Source organism: Nocardia sp. NPDC050710, assembly GCF_040654375.1.
GTDB lineage: Bacteria > Actinomycetota > Actinomycetes > Mycobacteriales > Mycobacteriaceae > Nocardia.
In genome coordinates, this window is record NZ_JBFAHV010000011.1 from 114,793 (window position 1) to 136,536 (window position 21,744).

Genomic DNA, 21,744 nt, shown 5'->3' on the forward strand with positions numbered 1-21,744 from the left:
CGGGCAATATCCGCCGGGCGCGGTCAGTTCGGCTGGACGCCGATCCAGCCGCCCATCGGCACCGACCGGAAATGCGTTGTCAGGCCACGATTCTCGTCGATCACATGCAATGCGATGGCCGGATCCGGCGCGTAGTCCATCACGCGGTCGGGCAGTTCGAGCTCCCACTCGCCGCCGAGGACCGATGCGGTACTCGGCGCCACCCGCAGCGGTCGGCCCGCGAATGTCGTCGCGACCGCGGAATGCGCGTGGCCGGTGAGTACGCCGACGATGCGTTCGTCGTTCGCGACCAGTGCGGCCAGTCGACCCGATTCGGCCAGCGCGATGACGTCGACGACCGGGCTGAACAGATGTTGGGGCGGATGGTGCAGCGCGAGCAATACCGGCCCGTCGGCGGGCGCGGTCGCCAGCACGCCGTGTAGCCAGTCGTAGGTTTCGTCGGTCAGCAGGCCACCCGCTTCGCCGGGGACGCTCGAATCGAGGAGGGCGACGGTCAGTTCGCCGACCCGGTGGGCGTGGTTGATCGGGGTGTCCGAGGCGGGTTCGCCGAGCAGGGTGGTCCGGAAGTGGGCGCGGTCGTCGTGATTGCCGGGGATGGCGTAGACGGGGATGTCGGTCCGCAGCGCGGCGCGCGCTTGGGTGTACTGCTCGGCCTTACCGGAATCGGTGATATCGCCGGTCACCAGAATCGCGTCGGGGCGGCGGCGCAGTCCGGCGAGAAAGCTCATCACCCGCTCGACGCGTTCGGCGTTGCGGGCGCCTAGATCGAAGTGTGTATCGCTGACCTGGGCCACCAGGATCATCGGCGTTCGCTTTCTCTGTGGGATCGCTCCATTGCGTCAGAGTGTGCCCGCATCGCGTTCTAGGCACCTTCTCAGGCTAATTGACCTGGGCATTGAGCGTCTCCATGAGGCTCGCCACCGCGACGATATGTCCGGATGATCAGTGACGGCTCTCACATTGTGATCAAACCCGCCGTTCGGCTGTGGCGTTCGTGTAGAGCGTCTGCAATGCGCGCAGGAATGCCTTGCGGTCCGCGGCGGACAGTGCGGCCAGGACGGTTTCCTCTTGTTTCTGAATATCGCGCTGCGCCCGGTCGCGGGTGGTGCGGCCCGCGGCGGTGAGCGAGATCAGATTGACCCGGCGGTCCGCGGGGTCGGGTTCCCGGCGAATCAGTCCGCGCTGTTGTAGTTCGTCGAGTACGCCGATGATGCGGGTCTTATCCGCGCCGACGGCCTTGGCCAGTGCGGCCTGGGTGTAGACGGGTTCGCTCTCCAGTCCGAGTAGTACCGCGTAACCCCACATGGTCAGCTCGTGCCGCTCGAGCACCGGTAGCTCCGCGGCCATCAGGACGCGGCCGAGTGGTACCAGCATTGCGGCGAGGTCGGGGCGGGGAGCTTCGGACATGTCTCGAAAATAGCGGTTGGCATATCGTAGGCGTGTACATACGATATGCATTAGCTTATTAATTGTCGCACGTGCGGGCGCGCCCGCCGGATCGAGAGGACCACCGATGGCGACCGAATCGACCACACCGGCCGTGGCGAGGGAATGGGAAACCCCTGACACCCTGGCCCATGAATCCGACCTGCTCGCCCACCACGCGACGGCGGTTCGCACCAGCATCGACCTGGTCGCGCAGGTCACCGTCGCGGATCTGAGCAGGCCGACCCCGTGCGCCGATTGGACGCTGCACGGCCTGCTCACCCATATGATCGCGCAGCATTACGGATTCGCCGCGGCCTCGCGCGGCATCGGCGACCCGAACCAATGGAAGCCGCGCCGCCTCGGCGACGACCCGGCCGCCGACTACCGTGCCGCCGCCGACTATGTCCTCGAAGCGTTCGCGGAACCCGGCGTACTGGCGCGGAAGTTCCCGCTGCCGGAATTCAGTGCGAGCCACCTGTTCTCGGGGGCGCAGGCCGTCAGCTTCCACTTCATCGACTACGTGGTGCATTCCTGGGATGTCGCACAGACTCTGGGACTTCCGGTGCGGTTCGCCGACGCGGTGCTCGATGCCGCGCTACCGGTGGCGGAGGCGGTCCCCGGCGGTGGTGCGCGCCTGGTTCCCGGCGCCGCGTTCGCCCCGGCCGTGTCGTGGTCGGGTGATCACGCGCTCGACGAGATCGTCGCGATGCTCGGCCGCGCGCCGAGTTGGCCGCACTGAACGGGCCCGGGTCTGTCAGTCGCCGAGCAACCGCGCCGCGCGGTCCAGGAGTTCGGCGGGATCGGATGCGCTGTCGCCCAACGGTTCCCAGAAGTCCGTTCCCGGTGACGCCGACAGCTCGAGTTCCGGCGGGGTGCGCCAGGAGGCGGTCAGCCCGAGCCGCCATGAGTGCAGATGGGTCCGCGGATGCGAGCCGGATCTGTCGAAGAGCGGATCGCCCACGATCGGGTGCCCGATCCAGGCCAGATGGACCCGGATCTGATGGCGGCGACCGGTGATCGGGCGCAGCGCGAGCACGGCCCGATCCTCGGTGCGCGCCACCGTCGCGAAATGGGTGATCGACGGATAGTTCTTGGTGTCGAGCAGATTGTCCTGGTCGACATACCAGCGGCCGGATCCGGATTCGCGGATGGCCTCGCGGGGCGCCGCGATCCGGACCCGATTCTTGCGGCCCACGCTCAGCGGCAGGTCGATGACGCCGTGGTCGGGCAGGTCGGCGTCGTCGACGACCGCCAGGTACGCCTTGCGCGCGGTCTGCTTGTTGAACTGGCGGGTCAGCTCGCCGTGCGCGCCGAGATCGGTGGCAAGCAGCACCAGCCCGGAGGTCACCTTGTCGATCCGGTGCACCGGGTACAGCGTCTGGCCTGCGGCCGCGGCGAGTTCGACGATGTCGGTGTCGTGTCGCTCCCCGGTAACCGAGAGGCCCGCGGGTTTATTCAACGCCAGCACCGCGTCATCGGCGGCGACCAAGTAGCGCTCGCGTAGCTGCGGCCAGTTCATCTCCACCGGGACGAGACTAGTGCGGCCCTGAAATACCTCGGTCCCGGTCGTCGCGGACCTATTCTGAGCCGAGCCCGCTTTTCCGAATTCCCGAGACCTGGTCTCGGCGGCGAGTAGGAGACAGCAGTGATCAGTAGTGGAACCGAAGCGGGGGAGAAGCGGGGCGGGGCGGCGCAGCCGACGAAGCCGCAGGAGTCGGGTACGCGAACCTCCGGGGCCGCGGGCGGGCGACCCAAGCCGAGCATCATGCCGCGGAAGAAGCCCGCGTAATCAGTGTTCCCGGGGGCGCAGTACGTGGGGGCGCAGGCGGTTGAAGCCGCGGACCCGGACGCTGCGCAGGTTCCGGATATCGAACTCCGGATTCCCTTGCAGCGCGGCCGCGGCACCGTCATCGATCATGATGGTGCCCGGCCGGGCCACGCCGGTGAGCCGGGAAGCCATATTCACCACCGAGCCGTAGAGATCACCGAAGCGTTGCAGCACCGGACCGTAGGCGAGGGCGACCCGCAGCTCGGGGGTGCCGCCGACCATCATGGTGGATTCCTGGATGGCCAGCGCGATGCGTGCGGCCTCGGCGGCGGTCTCCGCGGCGAACATGACCTCGTCGCCGACATTCTTGATGACCCAGCCGCCGTTCTCGGTGATCGCGGCCGTCGTCGTCGATTCGAAGGCCTCCAGCAGCATGGACAGTTCGTCCGGGTGCAGGTGCCTGGTCAGCCGGGTGTACCCGACCATATCGGCGAAGCCGACCGCCAATTCCCGGGTGGAATCCTCGGCGGTGCTGCCGCCGTCGATCGAGCGGGCCAGCGCCTCGGCCAGATGCCTGCGCCAGGCATAGGTCTGCAACTCCTCGAGCACCGAGATGGTCTCCTCGGTGGCGGCCCTGGCGATCTCGGCGATCTCGGCCGGGTCGGTGACCGTGCCGTCCGCGGTCGCCGCCTCGATCCGGCTGGCGATCTCGGCGAGCACCAGATCCGACTGCCATTCGGTGAGCCGGGCCATGCCCTGACCGAGGTTCCGGGCGGCGGCGGCCTGCTGGCGCAGGCTGGAGGCCGCGACCACATTGAGTCCGCGGAAATTGCGGACCGCGGACACGTCGGCATCGGTGTAGTCGACGGCGTCGTCGGGATTGGCCGGGAAGCCGAGGGCCGACCACAGCCTGCGCGATACCTCCGGCGATACGCCGGACCGTTCGGCCACCTCGGCACGGGTGTATCTGCGCTCACCGTCGAGCAGATACGCCTCGACGACGGACTGGACGAGCTCGGAGATCTCGGTCGTCACCATGGTTCGTACCTTACGGCTCCGGTCGGCGCGCGCGGCGGCCATATGCGGGCGGTTGGATCACGTCACAAGAGGTGGCTCGTCAGCTGAGATGTAGCCACTGTCCGATCGACGGGATGCCGTCGTCGCTCACCACGAACACCTGGTACCACCCCGGCGGGGCCAAGGCGGGATTCGTCGGGAATGCGATGGACAGCGCATCGGGTGCGGTGCGGGTGTACTCGAGGTCGACAAGGCGTTGCTCGTTGTCGCAGGAATGGGTGCAGGCGCCCGGCCGGATCAGGCTCGCCTCGCGGACGGTACCGGAGACCGTCGCGGTGACGGTGCCGCCGTAGTTCGCGGTAGCGGTGGCCAGCTCGAGCGCGGGCCGGTCGCCGCGGAACAGGTAGGGCGGCCAATAGATTTCGATGCGCAGCTCCTCGGTCTTGCGGGCCGGGTTGGAGCCCGCGGTGACGACCTTGCCGTCGGGGGTGAGCAGCGCGATGGAGTGGTACAGCCGGGGGATCCGGGACGGCGCGGTGTGCATCCAGTCGCCGGTGGCCGGATCGAAGATCTCGGCGTGCGCCGGGGCGGCGTGCGCCATCTCCTCCATACCGGAGCCTCCGGTGGCCAGTACCGTCCGGTCCGGCAGCAGGACGGCGCTCAGGTGCATGCGGGCGTGATCCATCGGCGGCGACGGTTCGTATCGGGGTGTGGGCGCGCCGAAGTCGACGATCCGCGCATCCGCCAATGCCGGTGCGGGACTGTGCATATCGAAGCCTCCCCCGCCCAGGATCAGCACCTGCTGCCGCTGCGCGGGCGGCAGCAGCACGCTGGCGGACTGATTGCGGGAGCCGGGATCGGAGAGTCCGGGCACCTCCACCGTGGCGCCGGTCGCGGGATCCCAGATCGAGGGGCGCATACCGTTGTTCGCGCCGTATTGGCCGCCGGTGTAGAAGAGCCTGCCGTCGGCGAGCAGCACCAGATGGCCGTACATGGGGATCGGGCCGGGCTCGGGCAGCGGAGACCAGGTCTCGGTGGCGGTGTCGAACAGTTCCGGTACCACCGAAAGGAAGTTGTCCGCGCCGAGACCGGAGACCGCGACGACATTGCCGTCGGGCAGCGTGACCAGCGAGGGATACCAGCGGCCGAAGGCCATATCCGGCACCGCATTCCAGGTCAGTGTCGCCGGGTCGAAGATCAACGCGTCGGGCAGGCCGTAGAAGGGGTCGTAGCGTTCGGTGCCGCCCGCGGCGAGCAGCCGCCCGTCCGGCAGGAAGGCCTGGCCGACGCAGAACATATCGATCGGGGTGTCCGGTGCGGCCAGACCCGGATTCGGGTAATGCCAGACGCGAGTGCGGAATTCGTGCGCGTCGTGCCGGTCCGGGTCGTTGCCGGAGCCCGCGAAGAACAGCACGTCGCCGGTATGCAGCAGGGCCGCGTGCACCGGGTTGATCTCGGTGTCGAAATCGAGGATGCGCCAGACGCCGAGGTGCGCGGCATGCTGGAGGTCGGTCTCCAGGTCGAGCACCCGCAGGAGGCCGGTATTGGGCCCATCGGGAGCGTCGATCGTGCACACCACGAGTTCGGGCGTCGCCCCGGTGGTCAGCAGAGTCGTTGCCGCGCCCTGGTTTTCGGTGAATTTCCAGGGCAGCCGCGTCCAGCCGCTCCAGCCGTCGACGGCGTGCCCGGAGCCGTCGAGTCCCCACCCGATGGTGTACACGCCCTCGTTCGTGCCGTCGGGATTGTCCACCGTGAAGACCAGCAGTTCGGGTCGGCCGTCGCCGTCCAGATCGGCCGCCGTGATTCCCGCGCCCTGGTTCTGCCATCCGTACCAGTCGGGCACCGCCACCCACGGCGTCCACTCGGCCACCGTGCCGTCCGCGGTCAGGCCCTTGGCCAGCCGGAACTGTCCGGTGTTGGGGCCGGGGGGATTGTCGACCGTCAGCACCACGAGTGTCTGTTGTCCGTCGATCCGGGTCAGGCAGATATCGGCGCCCTGGTTCTCCCACCCGTACCAGTCGGGCACCGCGAGCCATGGTGTCCAGCCGCCGGTCACGGTGCCGTCCGCGGCCAGGTCGCGCCCGATCCGGTAGTAGCCCTGATTTTGTCCCGGCGGATTGTCGACCACGAAAACCACCAGGTCGAGGCGGCCGGTGCCGCTCAGATCCGCGAGGGCGATACCCGCGCCCTGATTGTCCCAACCGAACCATTCCGGCACCGTCAGCCACGGCCCCCAGGCCCGTACCGTCCCGTCGGCGGCGAACGCGGTGCCGACGCGATACACGCCGGTGTTCTGCCCCTCCGGATCGTCGACCATGAGCACTACGACATCCGGTGTGCCATCGCCGTCGATATCCCCGATCGCGATACCGCAGTCCTGGTTCTGCCATGCGAACCAATCCGGCACCGGCACGAATTCATTTGCCACACATACATACTCGCCCCGCGTCGATGATCGCGCGCGCCATTCGAAACGGTTGTGTGTCGACTTCCGCGCCGCCGCGTCGGTGGCCGACGCCGTGGCGATCGCGCGGTTATCCCTTGCTGGGCAGGATCGCCAGCGCGAGTGCCAGCCCGGCCAGCATGCTCGAGCCCGCCAGGAGCGTGATGCCGGTGGATTGGGTGAGTACGGCTACGGCAATCGTGAAGCAGAGGCCGGTCGTCGTGGCCAGGACTGCGGTCCCCACTTCGACACCGGCAATCCGGGTTGGTCGCTTATCCATCACTCTCATACCTCGCTGACTACCCCGATCGTGTCGTTATGAAACCGTGATAACAGGTCCCGGCGCTTGCGGCATGGCGTGTTGGCGATGAATACACCTGCACACCAAGGTATTTCGCTTGCTTATCGAAACCTTCCCGACCTTGCCGACGGCTATCGCCGTCCATGACATCGCGGACCGAGCGCTCGACGGCGGACCCGATCCGGTCGGCGCGACCCTAGGGGCACAGTCCGTCATCGCCGGTGGCCGCACCCGCGGCTTCGTCGGCCGTGCCGGGTGCTCTCGTCGCTCAGAGATATCGAAACCTCCGCTTCGCTGCGGCGCACCCGGGTCGGATGCGCACGTTCGTAGAGACACGGCTGCACCCGGATTACTCACGCAGCAACCACTGAGACAACTGTCACGCAATAATGATCGTGACGATTCCCCGTCCCCGGTGCCTACCGGGGTGAGCGGTGGAGGAGGTGCTGTGACCACGATCGAAGCGGTGCCCGACACCGCGCCCGACGATGCGACTCTGGTCAGCCGGGCACGTGACGGTGATGTGCGGGCCTATGAGCATTTGGTACTGCGCTATCAGACACGCATGTTCCGTCTCGCAATCAAAATGCTCGGTGACCGGGCCGACGCCGAGGACGCCGTACAGGAGGTCTTCCTGGACGCGTGGCGGCGGCTGCCGCAGCTCGAGGCGGACGCCGCCTTCGTCGGCTGGCTCTACCGCATGACCGTGAATCGGTGTTTGAACGTGATCCGGTCCCGCCGCCCGCTCGTCGACGTGGACCCGGACGACACCGCGTCGCCACGTTCCGACGCCCAGCCCGAGCGCGCCGTGCAGGTGAGCAGCCAGTTGACCGCGCTGAACGCGGCGCTCGGCACATTGACCCCCGAACAGCGGGCGTGCTGGCTGCTGCGGGAACTGGACGGATTGTCCTATGAGGAGATCGGAGACATCGTGGGTGCGAACACCACCGCGGTGCGGGGCCGCATTGCCCGGGCGCGAGCCCAATTGTCCGAGGTGATGAAGCCATGGCGGTGAACAGCACGACAGCGGAACAGGAATATCGGTTGCCCTGCGGCCGCGAACTCGAACAGGTCTGGGATCGGCTCGACGCGGTCGCGGCGGGTCTCGGCGATGAGCACGAGATCGGCTGCTCGCACTGTGCGGCCGCCAGGGAGAGCCTGCTCGCGCTGCGTTCGGCGACCGGGGAACTGATCAACGAGCCGCAGGACACGCCACCCGACCTGGTCGGTCGCATCATGTCGGCGGTCCGCGCCGAGTCGCGCCGCGGCCGCACCCTGGAACTCCGGACCCCGGCGCCGGGTGCGGTCGAGGTGAGCGAGCAGGCCGTCGCCGCGGTGCTGCGCCATGCCGTCGACACGGTGCCGGGGGTGCGGGCCCGGCGCTGCCGGGTGCGCAGCGCCGGATCCGGTCCGGACGGTGAACACCATGTCGAGGTGGATATGTCGATTGCGATCCGGTTCGGGCAGACCACGATCGACGCCGTGCTGCCGGTCGTGCGCGAGCGGGTCACCGCGGCGCTGACCGTGCGCATCGGCCTGGTGCTGGATCGGCTGGATCTGATGGTGGGCGATGTCTACGACGAGGGGGATGCCCGGCAATGACCGGCGCAGCGGCCTCGCAGGTGGTGATCGAAACCCCGGTCATCGCCGCGGTGGCCGCGCGCGCGGTGCTGGCGACGCCCGGCGTGGTGCGGCTGGAACCCGGCGTGCGCGGACTGGTCTCGACGCTGGTGCGGGCCGGCAAGCAACGTTGGACCAGCGCGGATCCGGCGCCCGCCGAAGGTGTGCGGGTGCGGCGCGCCGATGACGGCGCGCTGCACGTGCAGGTGGATGTGGTGCTGTCGACCGAGCGTCAGGCCGCGGCGGTCGGACACGCGGTGCAACGGGAGGTTTCGCGGGTGGTGTCGGAGCAGACCGGGGTGGTCGTGGCCGAGGTATCGGTGACCATCCTCGATATCCAACCGGAGCCGTCGTGACCTCGACCGCGGACACCATCGAGGCGATCATCGATGCGCTGGAGACGATTGCGGGGCTGCGTCCGGCCACTCCGCTCGGCGCCGACGTACCGCAGTGGTGGCCGTGGGACGCCCGTGGTGCGGCGGTGGATCTCGCGCCGGGGCGGATCGACGTGCGGGTGATCGCGGGCGTGCTGCCGCTACCACCGCTACTGGATAAGGCCACCGCGGCCGTGCGTGCCGCGCTCGTCGGCACCGAATGGTCAGGAGCGCGCCTGCGTCTGGTGGTGACGGAACTGGACGCCGCCGCCTTCGACACCGAGGAGGACGCCACCTAGTCACGAGGCGCCGGCCGTGACGATCGGACACCGCCGGTGTCATTCCGGAAAGAGCCCTATATCCGCTGTATCCGAATGCCGAATCAGGAGGAACCATGAGCACGACGACGACTGAGAAGGCCACCGCCGGGCAGGAGCCGAGCGCCCCGGCCAAGCGGGAAAGCGCCCTGGCCAGCGAGCTGGGAACCACGAGCATCGCCGATATCGTGGTGCAGAAGGTCGCGGGCCTGGCCGCCCGCGAGGTGCGCGGCGTCCACGATCTCGGCGGCGGCGCCACCCGTGCCTTCGGCGCGATCCGGGACCGCATCCCCGGCGCCTCCGCCAGTGTCGGACAGGGTGTTACGGTCGAGGTCGGCGAGACGCAGACGGCCGTCGATCTGGAGATCGTCGTCGAATACGGTGTGGCCATCGCCGAATTGGCGCGCGCGGTGCGCCGCAATGTGATCAATGCGATCGAGCAGATGACCGGACTGACCGTGGTCGAGGTCAATATCAATGTCAACGACGTCTTCATCCCGGGCGAGGATGAGGACGAATCCGCCCGCAGCCGGGTGCAGTAGATGAGTGCCACAGCGATCTGTCTGGTGGTGGGATTGGCGCTCGGATTCGCCGCCGCCTTCGGTGGTTTCGGCGCCTTCACCATCGTATTTCTGTTCGGCCTGGTCGGGTTGGTGGTCGGGCGCTGGCTCGAAGGCGAGCTGGACGTGGCCGGGGTGATCCGGTCGGTGCGCCGGGGTACACGATGACCGCCGCCGTCGCCGCGGAGCTGCCGGGTTCCACCACGGTGTCCCGGCGGGCGGTGCGGCGGATTGCCGCCCGGGCCGCGCGCGAGGTCGCGGGTGTGGAGCCCGGGGTGACCGTGCAGGCCGACATCCACGGTGCCCGAACAACTCTGGACGTACGATTCGCCATTCGGTATCCGCAGCCGATCGATCGGATCGCCGAGGCGTGCCGGGCCCATCTGATTGATCGGACGACGGAGCTCACCGGCCTCGAGGTAGCGGGCATCGATATCGAGGTGGCCGCGCTGATCACCGAAACCGTTGCCGTAGTGAGGGTTCGGTGATTCGCCGGTCCCGCCGCGTGCTGCCCGCCACCGTGCTGGCGGTGCTGGTGTTCGCGCTCTGCGTCGCGGTGGTGGTGTCGCTCGTCCAGCGTCTGGTCGGCGCGCACGAGTATCTGTCCTACGACACGATCGCCACCGAATTGCACGGCCGTGCCTGGGATGACCTGCCCGTGCTGATAGTCGGCGTGGTCCTCGCGGCGCTCGGCGTGCTCCTGCTCGCCGTGGCGGTGTGGCCCGGTCGCCCCGCGGTGCTGCCGCTCGCGGCATCGGATGAGCTGAAAGCGGGGGTCAGCCGCCGCGGGTTGCGCGCCGCATTGCGCAGCACGGCGGGTTCCGTGGACGGTGTCGACACGGCTCGGATCCGATTGCACCGCAAGACGATTACCGTCTCCGGCCGGGCGATGGGCCGAAAGGCCGACGGCGTGGCCGAGGAAGTCTGCGCCACCCTGACCCGCCGCGTCCAGGAGATCGGCCCACCCGTGCGGCTGGTGCGCGCTCGGCTCCGCGGAAAGAGGGACGGTACGTAATGCGCGAACCGCTGGTGTTCCCCCTCGGCGTCGGCGAGTTGGCCGCATGAGCCGAATCAATCGCCCGGCCGCATTGAACCGGAGCCTCATCGGCCTGACCGGACTACTCCTGTTCGCCGCGGGTGGCCTGGTGGTCGCCGCCCACTTCGGTCTTCTCAGCTGGGTCGCGACCGACGCGACCCTGGTCCCCGGCACCGCCGCGCCACCCACCTGGGTGTTCTGGGTGGTTGTCGCGGTCGCCGTCGTCCTGGGCCTGCTGTGCCTGCGCTGGATGCTGGCCCAGTTGTTCCGCATGCCGAAATCGGTCACCTGGTACACCCGCGACACCCAGCGGGCGGGTACCACCATTCTGGAATCCGCGACCGCCGCCGCCCCTGTCGCCACCGATATCGAGACCTACGAGGGCGTCCGATCCGCCTCCGCCTCGCTCGGCGGCGCTCGCACCGCCCCCGAACTACACCTGGTCGTGACCGCCGAACCGGCCGCCGACGTGGCCCAACTGCGCCGCCGCATCCTCGACCACGCGGTTCCCCGGCTGTGCGAGGCGCTCGAGGTCGCGGTCATCCCGGTTACCCTCGAACTCCGCTTCGAGGAGGACCGGCGTGCCTCCCGCCGCCGCACCTCCCGCGTCGACTGACTCCGCCTGTATCGACTGGCTGCGCCCGCGTCGGCTGGCACTGGTTCGATGAGGTCGCGCGACTGCTCGCCGCCGCCCACCGGGTGGTTCGTGTCGACCTGCGTGGGCACGGCCGCACCGGCGGTGATGTGGGGCTCGACCCCGAATCCCAGGCCCGCGCCCTCGGTGGCGTGCTCGAATCGCTCGACGTCACCGGGGTCACCGCGGTCGGCCACTCTTTCGGCGCAGATGTGGCGCTCGCCCTCGGCGGGCGCTCCGAGCGGGTCCGCGCTGTCGCGATCCTCGGCCAAGCGCCCGATTACAGCTATGCGAACCTGCCGCAAGGCGGCGTCGTCATGACGCTGCCGGTGCTGGGCCCGCTACTGCACAGGTTCGCGCCGGCCGCCGCGATCCGCCTCGGCTTGCGCACCGGGTTCGCACCGGGTTTCCCGGTCGACAATGCCTTCGATGACCCGGACCGTCCGGTCCGCGATCACCACGCGATGAGTCCGTCCATGTATCGCGTGGTTCTCACCGAGCGACGGTCCCGGCTCGCCACCGACCCGCTCGACGCGCAGGTGCGCAGGCTCGGCAAGCCGACGCTGGTGCTGCACGGCGACCGCGACCGGATGTACGACTGCGCGTAGACGGTGGCCCGGTACGAGACTGCCGGTGCGCGCGTGGAAATCGTCGCGGGAACCGGGCATTCGCCGAATATCGAGCGCCCCCACGCGGTGGCCGAACTCATCGGAGCGTTCGTCGCCGGACGAGGCGTGGCGGCCGCGGGCTGAACTCGAGCCGCCCGCTACGGTGCGCAGGCCGTAAAGGCGGCCGGGCCGCGCGGTCCCGAGCGCTAGGTGGATTCGGAGTCCCGATCGGGGACCAGCGATTCCAGTGACCAGGTCAGTGCGCCCGCCGTCAGGTCGGCGACGACGCCATCGACCCAGCGCAATTCGGCATCGGTCACGGCGCGCAGGTATTCGTCCTCCAGGACCACCACCCGGGGCAGGTTCATGATCGCGGCCTGGGCGGCGTCGGCATCCATCTCGGTGAGCCTGGCGCGCAGGGCTTGTGCGCGCCGCTCCAGTTCTGCTCGCGCGGCATCGGGGCCGAGCAGCATCAGAAATGACAGCGCCGCGGGAAACTCCGGGTATTCGTAGCGCGCATCGCCGATCATGGCGCCGATCCATCCGGCGCAGGCCGCCCGGCCCGCCTCGGTGATCTCGTAGACGGTGCGCTCGGGGTACTGCTGATCGCGTGCGGTCTCGCGCACAGTCACCAGTCCGGCTTCCTGTAGCCGGCCGATGGTTTTGTAGAGCGCCGCGCGCTGGGCGACGTTGACGACCTTGTCTTTGCCCCATTCCTTGATCCGCCGCTGGATGGCGTACGGGTGCATCGGCTCCAGATGCAGGATGCCGAGCACTGCCATCGCCAAGGGGGAGCGCTTGAACTGCGCCGATGCGGTCATGGATCCCATCCTACTGGTGGTTGGACAACTAGAGTTTGAAAAACTAGTTGCCAAAACACTAGTGATGATGTCACTATTGGTGCATCGACAGCACCACTCCCGAAAGGACCATCGAAATGACCGCCTCGCTGACCACCGGCCCCACCCGCATCCACGTCGACCACGACACCGCCAAGCGCCTCGGCGACTGGACCGACGCCGACGCCTTCGACGTCACCGCGCGCTACGGCACCGTTGTCATCGACCTGCGCTCGCCGCAGATCGCCGGCGACGGCGTGATCGAAATGCACGCCACGCTCGACCACGCGATGGTGAAACTTCTGGTGCCGGACGACGCCGTCATCGACCAGACCGGGCTGGAGTGGACCGGCCGCGGCCAGGTCAAGGACTTCGCCCGGCCGAAGGATGCCGCGGGCCGCGTCATCCGCCTCACCGGCACGTGCAAGACCAGCGAGTTCCGCGTGCACCGCGCGGGCGTCGCGGTCCTGTCCGCCCTGTTCTCCCGCGAGTTCTTCGAGGACGCTCGCCGCGCCCGCCACGAGGGTCGCACCCCGACTCTCGTCGATCCGGCCAACGCCGAGCGTTGAGGTCGCGCGACGCCGGGCCGTGTCCAATTGGACACAGCCCGGACTCGTCGCCGATGCGGCGCGCCCGGGTATCGGGTGTTGTCGCGTGGATCAGCGGTTATATGCCACGGCTATGTCAAACTGGCTGACGCACAGTACTGCACTCCTCATCCACGGAGGATTGTCCATGACGAATTCTGTTGCGCCACTCGATCTGCCCGAGCCCTTCGTCATCACGTTGGGGAATCTCAAGGGCGGTGTCGGTAAGACCACCTCGGCCTTCTTCCTGGCCTCCTATTTCGCGCAAATCCACAGACTGCGGGTACTGGTAATCGATGCGGACCCGCTCAGTCAGACCGGGTACTCCTGGCATCGGCGACTCATCAAGGGCGATATCGCGGTGCCCTTCGAGCTCATCGCCTTCCCGTCCCGGCATGTCGGCGATTGCATCACCGACAACGCCAAGTCGTTCGACGTCATCATTGTGGACGCGGGCGGCGAATCGGCCGAGATCTTCAAGGCCGCCATACCGCTGAGCGATGAGCTGATCCTGCTGACCAGTGTCAGCCCGTCGGAGGTGAAGCGGGTGCCGAGCACCTATCGCGCCGCCGAGGAGGCAGCCGCGGGCAGTGATCGCCAGATCCGGGTGCGGGTGCTGATGACAAAGGTGCCGGTGACCATGAAGAAGGGCGTGAATGTTTCGACCGAATACCGCACGCAGCGCGGGAATCTGGAGGACGCCGGATACGAGGTGTTCGCATCGTATTTGAGCGGATGGAAGTGGTATCGGGAGGCGGCCGATGGGGAAGTCGGAGACGGCGCCGAGAACCCGATCGAGGATCTGGGGGAGTACCGGCAGGTCGGCGATGAGCTGGTCAGCCCCTACCGGATCGCGGTGGAGGTGTCGGCCTGATGCCTCCGCAACGCAGAAAAGGTTCGATCGGCGGATCGGCGAATCCCTTGGCCGACACCGCCGAACATACGCCGCCGGTCTCCCCGTTGCGCGACGCCGAGTGGCGCTCGACGGTCGCCGAGCCTGCCGATATGGGGCGTTCGCCAGTCGCCGAGCCCGCCGATGCGGGGCGTTCGCCGGTCGCCGAGCCCGCCGATGTGCTGACCATGCCGCTGCCCGACGATGCGGGTGAGGGGCCGCTCAGTGATCGTGAACAGTCACAGTTGGATGCCTGTGAATCCTCGATCGATGGCCTGCGTATCGCGTTCTGGGCGGCCGGGCGGGCGCTACAGATCGTGCGGGACGGGCGGCTGTACCGCGACGCACACGCCACCTTCGACGATTATGTGGAACAGCGCTGGGATATGCAGAGGTCCTACGCGCATAAGCTCATCCGGGCCTGGCCGCTGGCCGCGCGGCTGCATCCGGTCGCACCGGGCATCAATGAGGGGCAGGTGCGGGAGTTGCTGGCGGTTGCGGCCGAGCACGGCGAGGATGCGGCGGTCGCCGTGTACACCACGCTCGCCGATGAACCCGATGTGAAAATCACCGCGGGTAAGTTGCGCGAGGCGGTGGCGGTGCTGCCGGAGCGTTTCGACGAGCGCGAGGTGAAGCGGCGGTTGCAAGCCTGGCTGCGTGGCGAATTGCCGTTCGAGACCGGCGAGCGGCCGGTGGATCTGTTCACCACCGTGGAGTCCCGGCTGGCCGCGCTGACGCGCCGGGTGGTCCGGGGATCGAATGACGATCCGGTGGCCGCCCGCGAATTCGCGGCGCGCCTGCGCTCCCTCGCCGAACAGATCGAGGAGCAGATCACCGCTTGAATCATCCCCGGCAATGCCCCGCGGCTATCGGAAATCGGCCGCGGGGCATTTCTGTATCAAAAACCGATTGTTAATAATGTTGCGATTATTTATTTGTTCGTTATCATAATTCGGTGTGTTCGGCTTTGTAATGTGCGTTTTCTGGTGAAACATGGTCGCTCGGATCCGCTGTACTGAAGAGATCACCGTGATGTTTTTCGAATCAATTCGAAGGCCGTGGTGAACACAGCACGTCCGCCATCGGCCTCGATCTGAGCATCGGAGGACCGCATCATGGCTTCAACCGAAGACGTTCGATATTCCCGCTGGCTGCGTCGCACAATGTTGCTACTGCTCGGCGGCGCAGCCACCGCCCTGGGAGCCCTGCTGTTGACCGCCGGACCGGCCTCGGCGCAACCGCTGAACATTCCAGGAATCGGTACTTTCGAAATTCCCGGACGCGTTCCGGTGCCGGCGAAGGTTTACCCGGCCGTGCAGAATATTCCAGAAGTATTGGATATTTCCGAGGGTGATATTCCAGCGTCTCCCGCAACGATCGGCCCCGAATTCGCCGACCTGTCGCGACCCACGCTCACGCTGCCCACCGCACCGGGGTTCACGATCCCCCTGCCCGGCGGCTTCGAATTCGCACTTCCCGCGGGGCTTCCTGCCGGACCCGTAGTGCCCGCAGGACCGAGTGCCGAGCTCGCCGCACTTGCCGCTCCGGGAGTCCAGCCCGCCGCGCCCGCGACTCCGCGGATCGAACTGTCCGTTCCGGGGATTCCGGGAATCGGCATCGCCGTATCCGCCGCTCCGGGAGACCAGCCCGCCGCGCCCGCGACTCCGCGGATCGAACTGTCCGTTCCGGGGATTCCGGGAATCGGCCTCGACACATCCACCGCTCTGGGCGCATGGCTGGCCGCTCTCATCACCCCGGGAGCCGGTCTCCCCGCACCCCCGGCAATCCAGCCCTCGAGCCCGCCCGCGGCCGGATTCTCGTTGCCCACGACGCTGTTCGGCATCGAACTCCCGTTCCTGTCGGGTATCCCCGGCGTCCAGCCTCCGGCCACCCCCGGGCCGAGCGTGGCGCCCCAGAAGTCCAAGGGCGCCCTGGCGGTCGAGGCCGCGCGAGCCAAGATCGGCTCCGGCTACCGTATGGGCTCCGTGGGCCCCGACGCCTTCGACTGCTCGGGCCTCGTGCAGTGGTCCTACAGCCAGGTGGGCGTAGATGTGCCGCGCACCAGCTACCAGCAGCTCGCCTCGGGAACCCCCGTCTCCCAGGATGATCTACAGCCCGGCGACGTGGTCTCCTTCTACGGCGGCGGACACTCCGCCCTCTACGCCGGTGACGGCAAGGTCATCCACGCTGGCACCTACAGCACCGGGGTCACCGAAGCCCCCATGGCGTCCATGCCTTTCGCGGGCGCTCGCCGATTCTGAGCCGGGACCCACGATGAACCCACTGCGTATCGCTCGACGCCGCATGCTCGGTGTGCTCCATCTCGGGGAGCGCCTCGATCATCGCCCGCTACGCCGTTTCCGCCGCCGCAGGAGCCGGCCCCACATCGGTCGCTCGCGTCCGCAAGGCCGCCGCGAACGCTCAGGACAGGGGCGCGGACTTCCACCATTCGATCAGCGACCGCATACTGGTCGAGCCCCTGCTGTACATCAGGTAGGTCGAACGGTTCGCATCGTCGGGGAAAGTGGTGGCGATCTTCGGTCCGGCATAACAGCATCCGTACAGCTCATAGCTCGTGTACTGAACGCCGCCGTTGATCTCGGTGAATTCCTTCTTGGGCGTGAGCCCGTCGACGACCGACCGGACAGCCTTCGCGGACCGGTAGGCGTAGATCAGGTAGTCCGGGGTGGCGAAGCCGTCCCCCTCACATTCCCAGCCCCCGATCCACCGGCCGAAATCGTTCTCGCCGCTACGGGCACGTTCGGACTTCTTCGGATCGAGCCGGGTGCACGGCGCGCCGTTGTACCCCTTACCGCCGTCCTCGACGGGCAACAGCCGCGGAAACGCCTGGCTCATCGCTTTGTACGGTGGATCCACGGCATCGGCGCGATTCGACAAGGCAGCGGCGACGACGACCGCCGCGATGACCAAGACCAGCGCCGCCCCGACCGCCCCGACGATCAGCCCCGTACGCGAACGGCGTACCGGCGGAGGATATCCCGGCGGGCCCTGATGCGCAGGCTGCTGCCAACACGGCGGCGGCTGTTGCGGTTGCCACCCGTACGGTTGACCGTTCATCCCGGAATCGCGCCGCCCGGCGCTTCCCCCTTCTCGTCACGCAGCTCCCCACCCTCCGATCGTCGATCACCGCCGGAAACCGGCCGCGGTGACGAGCGCAATGTCGTGCGGCGTAAGAATAGTCAAGAACCGAATCCGCTACGGCCCCGCAGCATCTCCTGCCGTGCAATCCGCTATCGACGCGGCACTATCCTGCCGTCCGGAACGAATCGACGTCGTCGTTACGCCCGTGGTCGACGGCGAGCGACCCTGCGACCACCACGATCCAGTCCACGCGTTCCCCTGCCCACCGCGCCACCCGGCGGCCCGCGCCGATCGACCTGACGCGGTAGACGGCGCAGACCCTTCGTATGCCCGACAGCCATTGCGGCCGGACCGATGAGTTTTCGGCACCGAGGGCGTCGATAGTGGCATGACGACACATACGCTCGAAACCGCCGAAGCCGACATCGTGTACGACGTCCACGGTCCGCTGCCCACAGCGGCGGGGCGACCGCCGGTGTTCATGATCGGTCAGCCGATGGATGCCAGTGGTTTCGCCACATTGGCCTCCCACTTCCCTGATCGCACCGTGGTCACCTACGACCCGCGCGGTATCGGCCGCAGCATCCGGAAGGACGGCCGGGTCGACCATGTGCCCGCGGTCCAGGCCGGCGACGTGCACGCCGTGATCGATGCACTCGGCGGCGGCCCGGTCGAGATGTTCGCGAGCAGTGGCGGTGCGGTGACCGCGCTCGCGCTGGTGACGGCCTACCCCGACGATGTGGTCACGCTGGTGGCGCACGAGCCGCCGCTCATCCCGGTGCTCCCCGACGCCGCGGCCGCCGAGCGCGCCCGCGCGGGATGTCGCGACGTCTACGAGGCCAAGGGTTTCGGTGCGGGAATGGCGGCCTTCATCGCGATGACGTCGTGGCAGGGCGAATTCACCGACGACTACTTCGCCCAGCCCACGCCCGATCCCGGCCTGTTCGGGATGCCTACCGAGGACGACGGTTCTCGTGACGACCCACTGCTCTCCGACCGTTCCTGGTCGGTCAGCGACTATCGCCCCGATGTCGACGCGCTGGCCGCCGCGCCGACACGTGTCGTGATCGCCGTGGGCGAGGAGTCCATGAACACCTTCACCGGCCGTACGGCCGTGGCCGCCGCCGAACTCCTCGGTCAGCGGGCAACCGTATTCCCGAGCCACCACGGCGGATTCCTCGGCGGCGAGTTCGGGCAGTCCGGACAGCCCGAGGCCTTTGCCCGCACGCTGCGTGATGTTCTCGACGCAACCGACTGATGTCGTGCCGCGCGACGGATGTGCACTTGTGCGAAACCTACGGTGGAAGAAGGTAATTGGATATCGTTGACCCAACTCGGCGGTGCGCTGGGCAACCTTACTGTTGTCACGAAAGATGTTGTGCGCCAAGCTATTTAATATGTTCTATCCTGCGAACTGCCCTCAATCGAACACACCCTCACGCAGGACGAACAGGTCGTTCTCACGGCCGATACCTGCCGCCAGCTCGGTGATCCGCTCTGCCGCGTCGGCGTTCGCGAAACAGACCTCGTACGAATCGCCGACCGGAAAACACATCAACGCAACCCCGACCCGCAAACACTGTTCACCGACTTCGGGAAGAAGGCCTTCCATGATCTCGCCTGCATGCCATTCCAATTCGACAAACTCGGCGACCGATGGCTCGAACCAGTCCCAGGTGAGTGCGGCCGGATACGAGCTCAGCGTCCGCAAGTATTCGGGGACGTTGCCGGGGTCTTCCTTCCAGTCGAAGCCCACCGTCAGCGGCGGACCGTCGTCGTCCGGTTCCCGCAACTGTTCGTACAAGACATCCCAGGCGGAGTCTTCCGAAGTACCTTCCGTGGCGCGCCGGACAGCCGCGACGATCTGCGGCCGACCGGGCGCCAGAAGCTCCGCCAGCGCGACCAGAACGGCGGGCTCGGACTGCGATTTCACTTGTACGCCGCTACCTTTCAGCCTTCGATCATGTTGCCGTCGAGCCTATCTCCGTATGCGAGTTGGGTAGGGCAGCTCTACCGGTCCGCTTCCGTCCAGGTGACCGGCAGTTCGTGGACGCCGTAGATATTCATGTCGGTCCTGAGTCTCACCTCGTCGGCGGGGATGGCGAGCTCGAGGGTCGGGAAGCGGCGCAGCAGTCCGTCGAAACCGGCACGCATCTCGATGCGTGCCAGTTGCTGGCCGAGGCATTGGTGAACGCCGTGGCCGAAGGACAGGTGACCGCGGGCCTTGCGGTGAATGTCCAGGGTGTCGGGGTTGTCGAAGCGCTGCGGATCGCGGTTGGCGGCCAGCAGTGAGACAACGACGGTCGATCCCTTGCCGATTGTTTCGCCGCCGAGTTCGATGTCGTCGGTGGCGTAGCGATAGAAGATGTCGGTGACCGACAGGTAGCGCATGAGTTCCTCGACGGCATCGGGGATCAGATCCGGGTCGGCGCGCAGTTCGGCCAGCTGCTCGGGGTGCTCCAGTAGCGCGAAAGTGCCGAGTGCCAACATATTCGCGGTGGTCTCGTGGCCCGCGAGCAGCAGCAGGAAGGCGATGCCGATCAGCTCCTCGATGGTGAGATCGTCATGGCGGGCCAAGTCGGACAGTAGGTCGTCGCCGGGTTCGGCGCGTTTGCGCGTGACCAGTTCGGCCAGGTAGGTGGTCATTGCGCCGTACGCGGCCATCTTCTCCTCGAGCGTCTGGTCCTTGACCAGGAACTTGGCGGAGTTGCCCTGGAAGGTCTCCCGATCCGCGTAGGGGACACCGAGCAGTTCGCAGATCACCAGCGAGGGCACCGGCAGCGCGAACTCTGCGACCAGGTCGACCGGCGGGGTAAGGCGGGCCATCTCGTCCAGTTGCCGCTCGGCGATGTCGATGATGTGCTCTTCGAGCTGCTTCATGCGCTTGACGGTGAATGCGCCGATGAGCTTGCGCCGCAATCGGGTGTGATCCGGCGGGTCCATGGCGATGAACAAGCCCGGGATCTGCGGGGAAGGTTCGGTGGCGACGGGCATGCCGGGGGTCTCGTACGGCACGTGGACAATTCCGATGTCCTGGCGGGAGCTGAATCGGGTGTCGGCCATGAGCTGGCGGACCGCGTAGTAGCCGGTGACGACCCAGCCTTCGTGGCCGTCGGGGAAGACCATGGGACTGACCGGGCGAGCCTCGCGCAGCCGGGTGATCTCGCGGGGCGGGTCGAAGGGGCCCGCATTGCGCCGCATGGGAAGGCCCTGCGGGACGGGAACCGTTTGACTCATCGGATTTCCTTTTCGTAGCGGTTGTTGCGACGGAGACATGGCCTAATTGCCGGGAATGACGGTGATCGCGCCGGACGGGCACATCTGGGCGGCCTCGCGGACGGCCGGCTCCCACTCGGGTGCGGGCGTGGGGTCCAGCGGCACCACCCGGCCGTCCTCGGCGTCCTGGTCGAATACTCCGGGGGCGGTCAGTACGCACATGCCGGCGCCGATGCAGCGCTCCCGGTCGATTCCGAGTTCCATTGCGCTAGGCGGCGGTGGCGTGCCGGATGATGATGTTGCCGAACGAGTTTCGGGCATACACCTGCACCGTGTCCTTGTTCTCCGGTGTCCGGTCGACCGGCTCCATCAGGTTCCGCACACTGCCGTGCGCGGCATTGGTTTCCACCCGCACCGCGCTGCCCGGGTGGATACCGACCTCGAGTTCGCCCATGGATGTCTCCAGCCGGAGCTCGCCGCGCGCGGCTTCGCCGATGCGAATATCGCCCTTGGCGGCTTTCGCGGTCACCGAGCCGAGCGGGCGCTCGACGGTGATGTCGCCGGCGGCGATCTCCAGGTCGCACTGGCCGAGTCCGCCGACGGCCAGCAATCGGCCGACACCGGCGGTGCCGGTCAGCCGGGAGCCGGTGGGCACCTCGATGGTCACCTCGATCGACGGGTTACCGCCGAACGGGGTATAGGTTCGCCAGGTCTTCGGCGCTTTCACGGTCAGGGTGCCCGCGGCGAAATCGACCCGGGTCTGCTCGGCGGCGCGCACGTCACCGGTCTTGGACGCATCGGCCGGCCGGACCTCGACGACGGAGTCGGTACGGTCGGAGGCGATCACCGTGACGGTGGCGGAGAGCACGTCGATGGTGACGGCGATCGGTTCCGGGGTCTGGAATGCGGTCATGGCTGTACTCCTGAAGCGTGTGAATTGGTTGGTGTGTGAACTGGGGATCGTGTTGTCCCACCGGGCCTCCCGTGGCCCGGAAGCCGCGG

Annotated in this window: 28 protein-coding genes and 1 pseudogene; 17 read left to right on the forward strand and 12 right to left on the reverse strand. The window is 67.6% G+C overall.

Annotated features, from left to right (window positions below; genetic code table 11):
* Nucleotides 1-23: 23 nt before the first annotated feature.
* Nucleotides 24-803 (reverse strand): metallophosphoesterase, encoded by a 780-nt coding sequence (locus AB0H61_RS20500; RefSeq protein WP_357306756.1) that lies wholly within the window; start codon nucleotides 801-803, stop codon nucleotides 24-26.
* A gap of 163 nt (nucleotides 804-966) precedes the next feature.
* Nucleotides 967-1,407 (reverse strand): MarR family transcriptional regulator, encoded by a 441-nt coding sequence (locus AB0H61_RS20505; RefSeq protein ID WP_357306759.1) that lies wholly within the window; start codon nucleotides 1,405-1,407, stop codon nucleotides 967-969.
* A gap of 163 nt (nucleotides 1,408-1,570) precedes the next feature.
* On the opposite strand from AB0H61_RS20505, the gene AB0H61_RS20510 reads away from it, so the two are divergent.
* Complete coding sequence (locus AB0H61_RS20510) at nucleotides 1,571-2,167, forward strand: TIGR03086 family metal-binding protein (RefSeq protein WP_357306902.1); 597 nt, start codon at nucleotides 1,571-1,573, stop codon at nucleotides 2,165-2,167.
* A 15-nt stretch (nucleotides 2,168-2,182) separates the two neighbouring features.
* Here the strand turns inward: AB0H61_RS20510 and AB0H61_RS20515 are convergent, their stop codons facing one another.
* The 4 genes from AB0H61_RS20515 to AB0H61_RS20530 form a co-directional block, all read right to left on the reverse strand.
* Nucleotides 2,183-2,947 (reverse strand): RNA pseudouridine synthase, encoded by a 765-nt coding sequence (locus AB0H61_RS20515; RefSeq protein WP_357306904.1) that lies wholly within the window; start codon nucleotides 2,945-2,947, stop codon nucleotides 2,183-2,185.
* Between the two features lie 270 nt (nucleotides 2,948-3,217).
* Nucleotides 3,218-4,234 carry an adenylate/guanylate cyclase domain-containing protein gene (locus AB0H61_RS20520; RefSeq protein WP_357306762.1) on the reverse strand — a complete coding sequence of 339 codons (1,017 nt, stop codon included), beginning with the start codon at nucleotides 4,232-4,234 and terminating at the stop codon, nucleotides 3,218-3,220.
* Between the two features lie 79 nt (nucleotides 4,235-4,313).
* The gene (locus AB0H61_RS20525) at nucleotides 4,314-6,641 is read right to left on the reverse strand and encodes a galactose oxidase-like domain-containing protein (RefSeq protein WP_357306764.1); all 2,328 of its coding nucleotides are present in this window, start codon (nucleotides 6,639-6,641) and stop codon (nucleotides 4,314-4,316) included.
* A 106-nt stretch (nucleotides 6,642-6,747) separates the two neighbouring features.
* Nucleotides 6,748-6,936 (reverse strand): hypothetical protein, encoded by a 189-nt coding sequence (locus AB0H61_RS20530; RefSeq protein WP_357306767.1) that lies wholly within the window; start codon nucleotides 6,934-6,936, stop codon nucleotides 6,748-6,750.
* 469 nt (nucleotides 6,937-7,405) lie between these two features.
* On the opposite strand from AB0H61_RS20530, the gene AB0H61_RS20535 reads away from it, so the two are divergent.
* The 10 genes from AB0H61_RS20535 (at nucleotide 7,406) to AB0H61_RS20580 (ending at nucleotide 12,106) form a co-directional block, all read left to right on the forward strand.
* Nucleotides 7,406-7,972 (forward strand): sigma-70 family RNA polymerase sigma factor, encoded by a 567-nt coding sequence (locus AB0H61_RS20535; protein ID WP_357306770.1) that lies wholly within the window; start codon nucleotides 7,406-7,408, stop codon nucleotides 7,970-7,972.
* On the forward strand, nucleotides 7,963-8,559 hold the full coding sequence (locus AB0H61_RS20540; RefSeq protein WP_357306773.1) for an Asp23/Gls24 family envelope stress response protein: 597 nt from the start codon (nucleotides 7,963-7,965) through the stop codon (nucleotides 8,557-8,559). Before AB0H61_RS20535 ends, AB0H61_RS20540 begins: the two co-directional genes overlap by 10 nt.
* A complete protein-coding gene (locus tag AB0H61_RS20545) occupies nucleotides 8,556-8,933 on the forward strand; it encodes an Asp23/Gls24 family envelope stress response protein (protein ID WP_357306776.1) in 378 nt (125 codons plus the stop codon). Before AB0H61_RS20540 ends, AB0H61_RS20545 begins: the two co-directional genes overlap by 4 nt.
* Complete coding sequence (locus AB0H61_RS20550; RefSeq protein WP_357306779.1) at nucleotides 8,930-9,250, forward strand: hypothetical protein; 321 nt, start codon at nucleotides 8,930-8,932, stop codon at nucleotides 9,248-9,250. The genes AB0H61_RS20545 and AB0H61_RS20550 overlap by 4 nt, the downstream gene beginning before the upstream one ends.
* A gap of 95 nt (nucleotides 9,251-9,345) precedes the next feature.
* Nucleotides 9,346-9,810 (forward strand): Asp23/Gls24 family envelope stress response protein, encoded by a 465-nt coding sequence (locus AB0H61_RS20555; RefSeq protein ID WP_357306782.1) that lies wholly within the window; start codon nucleotides 9,346-9,348, stop codon nucleotides 9,808-9,810.
* Nucleotides 9,811-9,996, forward strand: coding sequence for a hypothetical protein (locus tag AB0H61_RS20560; protein WP_357306784.1), 186 nt, complete (start codon nucleotides 9,811-9,813; stop codon nucleotides 9,994-9,996).
* Nucleotides 9,993-10,316, forward strand: a complete 324-nt coding sequence (locus AB0H61_RS20565) for an Asp23/Gls24 family envelope stress response protein (RefSeq protein ID WP_357306787.1) — start codon at nucleotides 9,993-9,995, stop codon at nucleotides 10,314-10,316. Before AB0H61_RS20560 ends, AB0H61_RS20565 begins: the two co-directional genes overlap by 4 nt.
* A complete protein-coding gene (locus AB0H61_RS20570) occupies nucleotides 10,313-10,843 on the forward strand; it encodes a DUF6286 domain-containing protein (protein WP_357306789.1) in 531 nt (176 codons plus the stop codon). The genes AB0H61_RS20565 and AB0H61_RS20570 overlap by 4 nt, the downstream gene beginning before the upstream one ends.
* A gap of 46 nt (nucleotides 10,844-10,889) precedes the next feature.
* Nucleotides 10,890-11,480 carry an alkaline shock response membrane anchor protein AmaP gene (amaP, locus tag AB0H61_RS20575; RefSeq protein ID WP_357306792.1) on the forward strand — a complete coding sequence of 197 codons (591 nt, stop codon included), beginning with the start codon at nucleotides 10,890-10,892 and terminating at the stop codon, nucleotides 11,478-11,480.
* The gene (locus AB0H61_RS20580) at nucleotides 11,381-12,106 is read left to right on the forward strand and encodes an alpha/beta hydrolase (RefSeq protein ID WP_357306795.1); all 726 of its coding nucleotides are present in this window, start codon (nucleotides 11,381-11,383) and stop codon (nucleotides 12,104-12,106) included. The genes amaP and AB0H61_RS20580 overlap by 100 nt, the downstream gene beginning before the upstream one ends.
* 206 nt (nucleotides 12,107-12,312) lie before the next feature.
* On the opposite strand, the gene AB0H61_RS20585 is transcribed toward AB0H61_RS20580, so the two are convergent.
* Nucleotides 12,313-12,927, reverse strand: coding sequence for a PadR family transcriptional regulator (locus tag AB0H61_RS20585; RefSeq protein ID WP_357306798.1), 615 nt, complete (start codon nucleotides 12,925-12,927; stop codon nucleotides 12,313-12,315).
* A gap of 116 nt (nucleotides 12,928-13,043) precedes the next feature.
* Between AB0H61_RS20585 and AB0H61_RS20590 the strand changes: the two genes are divergently transcribed.
* The 5 genes and pseudogenes from AB0H61_RS20590 (at nucleotide 13,044) to AB0H61_RS20610 (ending at nucleotide 16,685) form a co-directional block, all read left to right on the forward strand.
* Nucleotides 13,044-13,514, forward strand: a complete 471-nt coding sequence (locus AB0H61_RS20590) for a hypothetical protein (RefSeq protein ID WP_357306800.1) — start codon at nucleotides 13,044-13,046, stop codon at nucleotides 13,512-13,514.
* A 166-nt stretch (nucleotides 13,515-13,680) separates the two neighbouring features.
* Nucleotides 13,681-14,406, forward strand: coding sequence for a ParA family protein (locus AB0H61_RS20595; RefSeq protein ID WP_357306803.1), 726 nt, complete (start codon nucleotides 13,681-13,683; stop codon nucleotides 14,404-14,406).
* On the forward strand, nucleotides 14,406-15,266 hold the full coding sequence (locus tag AB0H61_RS20600; RefSeq protein WP_357306805.1) for a hypothetical protein: 861 nt from the start codon (nucleotides 14,406-14,408) through the stop codon (nucleotides 15,264-15,266). The genes AB0H61_RS20595 and AB0H61_RS20600 overlap by 1 nt, the downstream gene beginning before the upstream one ends.
* Before the next feature lie 321 nt (nucleotides 15,267-15,587).
* Nucleotides 15,588-15,719, forward strand: a pseudogene (locus AB0H61_RS20605) (hydrolase); the annotation flags it as partial.
* A gap of 489 nt (nucleotides 15,720-16,208) precedes the next feature.
* The gene (locus AB0H61_RS20610) at nucleotides 16,209-16,685 is read left to right on the forward strand and encodes a C40 family peptidase (protein WP_357306906.1); all 477 of its coding nucleotides are present in this window, start codon (nucleotides 16,209-16,211) and stop codon (nucleotides 16,683-16,685) included.
* A 160-nt stretch (nucleotides 16,686-16,845) separates the two neighbouring features.
* On the opposite strand, the gene AB0H61_RS20615 is transcribed toward AB0H61_RS20610, so the two are convergent.
* A complete protein-coding gene (locus tag AB0H61_RS20615; RefSeq protein WP_357306808.1) occupies nucleotides 16,846-17,502 on the reverse strand; it encodes a hypothetical protein in 657 nt (218 codons plus the stop codon).
* A 412-nt stretch (nucleotides 17,503-17,914) separates the two neighbouring features.
* On the opposite strand from AB0H61_RS20615, the gene AB0H61_RS20620 reads away from it, so the two are divergent.
* The gene (locus tag AB0H61_RS20620) at nucleotides 17,915-18,784 is read left to right on the forward strand and encodes an alpha/beta hydrolase (protein WP_357306811.1); all 870 of its coding nucleotides are present in this window, start codon (nucleotides 17,915-17,917) and stop codon (nucleotides 18,782-18,784) included.
* Between the two features lie 162 nt (nucleotides 18,785-18,946).
* On the opposite strand, the gene AB0H61_RS20625 is transcribed toward AB0H61_RS20620, so the two are convergent.
* From AB0H61_RS20625 to AB0H61_RS20640, 4 genes are all read right to left on the reverse strand, one after another.
* Nucleotides 18,947-19,459, reverse strand: a complete 513-nt coding sequence (locus AB0H61_RS20625) for a hypothetical protein (RefSeq protein WP_357306814.1) — start codon at nucleotides 19,457-19,459, stop codon at nucleotides 18,947-18,949.
* A gap of 77 nt (nucleotides 19,460-19,536) precedes the next feature.
* On the reverse strand, nucleotides 19,537-20,763 hold the full coding sequence (locus AB0H61_RS20630; RefSeq protein ID WP_357306817.1) for a cytochrome P450: 1,227 nt from the start codon (nucleotides 20,761-20,763) through the stop codon (nucleotides 19,537-19,539).
* Between the two features lie 42 nt (nucleotides 20,764-20,805).
* A complete protein-coding gene (locus AB0H61_RS20635) occupies nucleotides 20,806-21,006 on the reverse strand; it encodes a ferredoxin (RefSeq protein WP_357306820.1) in 201 nt (66 codons plus the stop codon).
* 4 nt (nucleotides 21,007-21,010) lie between these two features.
* Nucleotides 21,011-21,655 (reverse strand): DUF4097 family beta strand repeat-containing protein, encoded by a 645-nt coding sequence (locus AB0H61_RS20640; protein WP_357306823.1) that lies wholly within the window; start codon nucleotides 21,653-21,655, stop codon nucleotides 21,011-21,013.
* Between the last annotated feature and the right edge of the window lie 89 nt (nucleotides 21,656-21,744).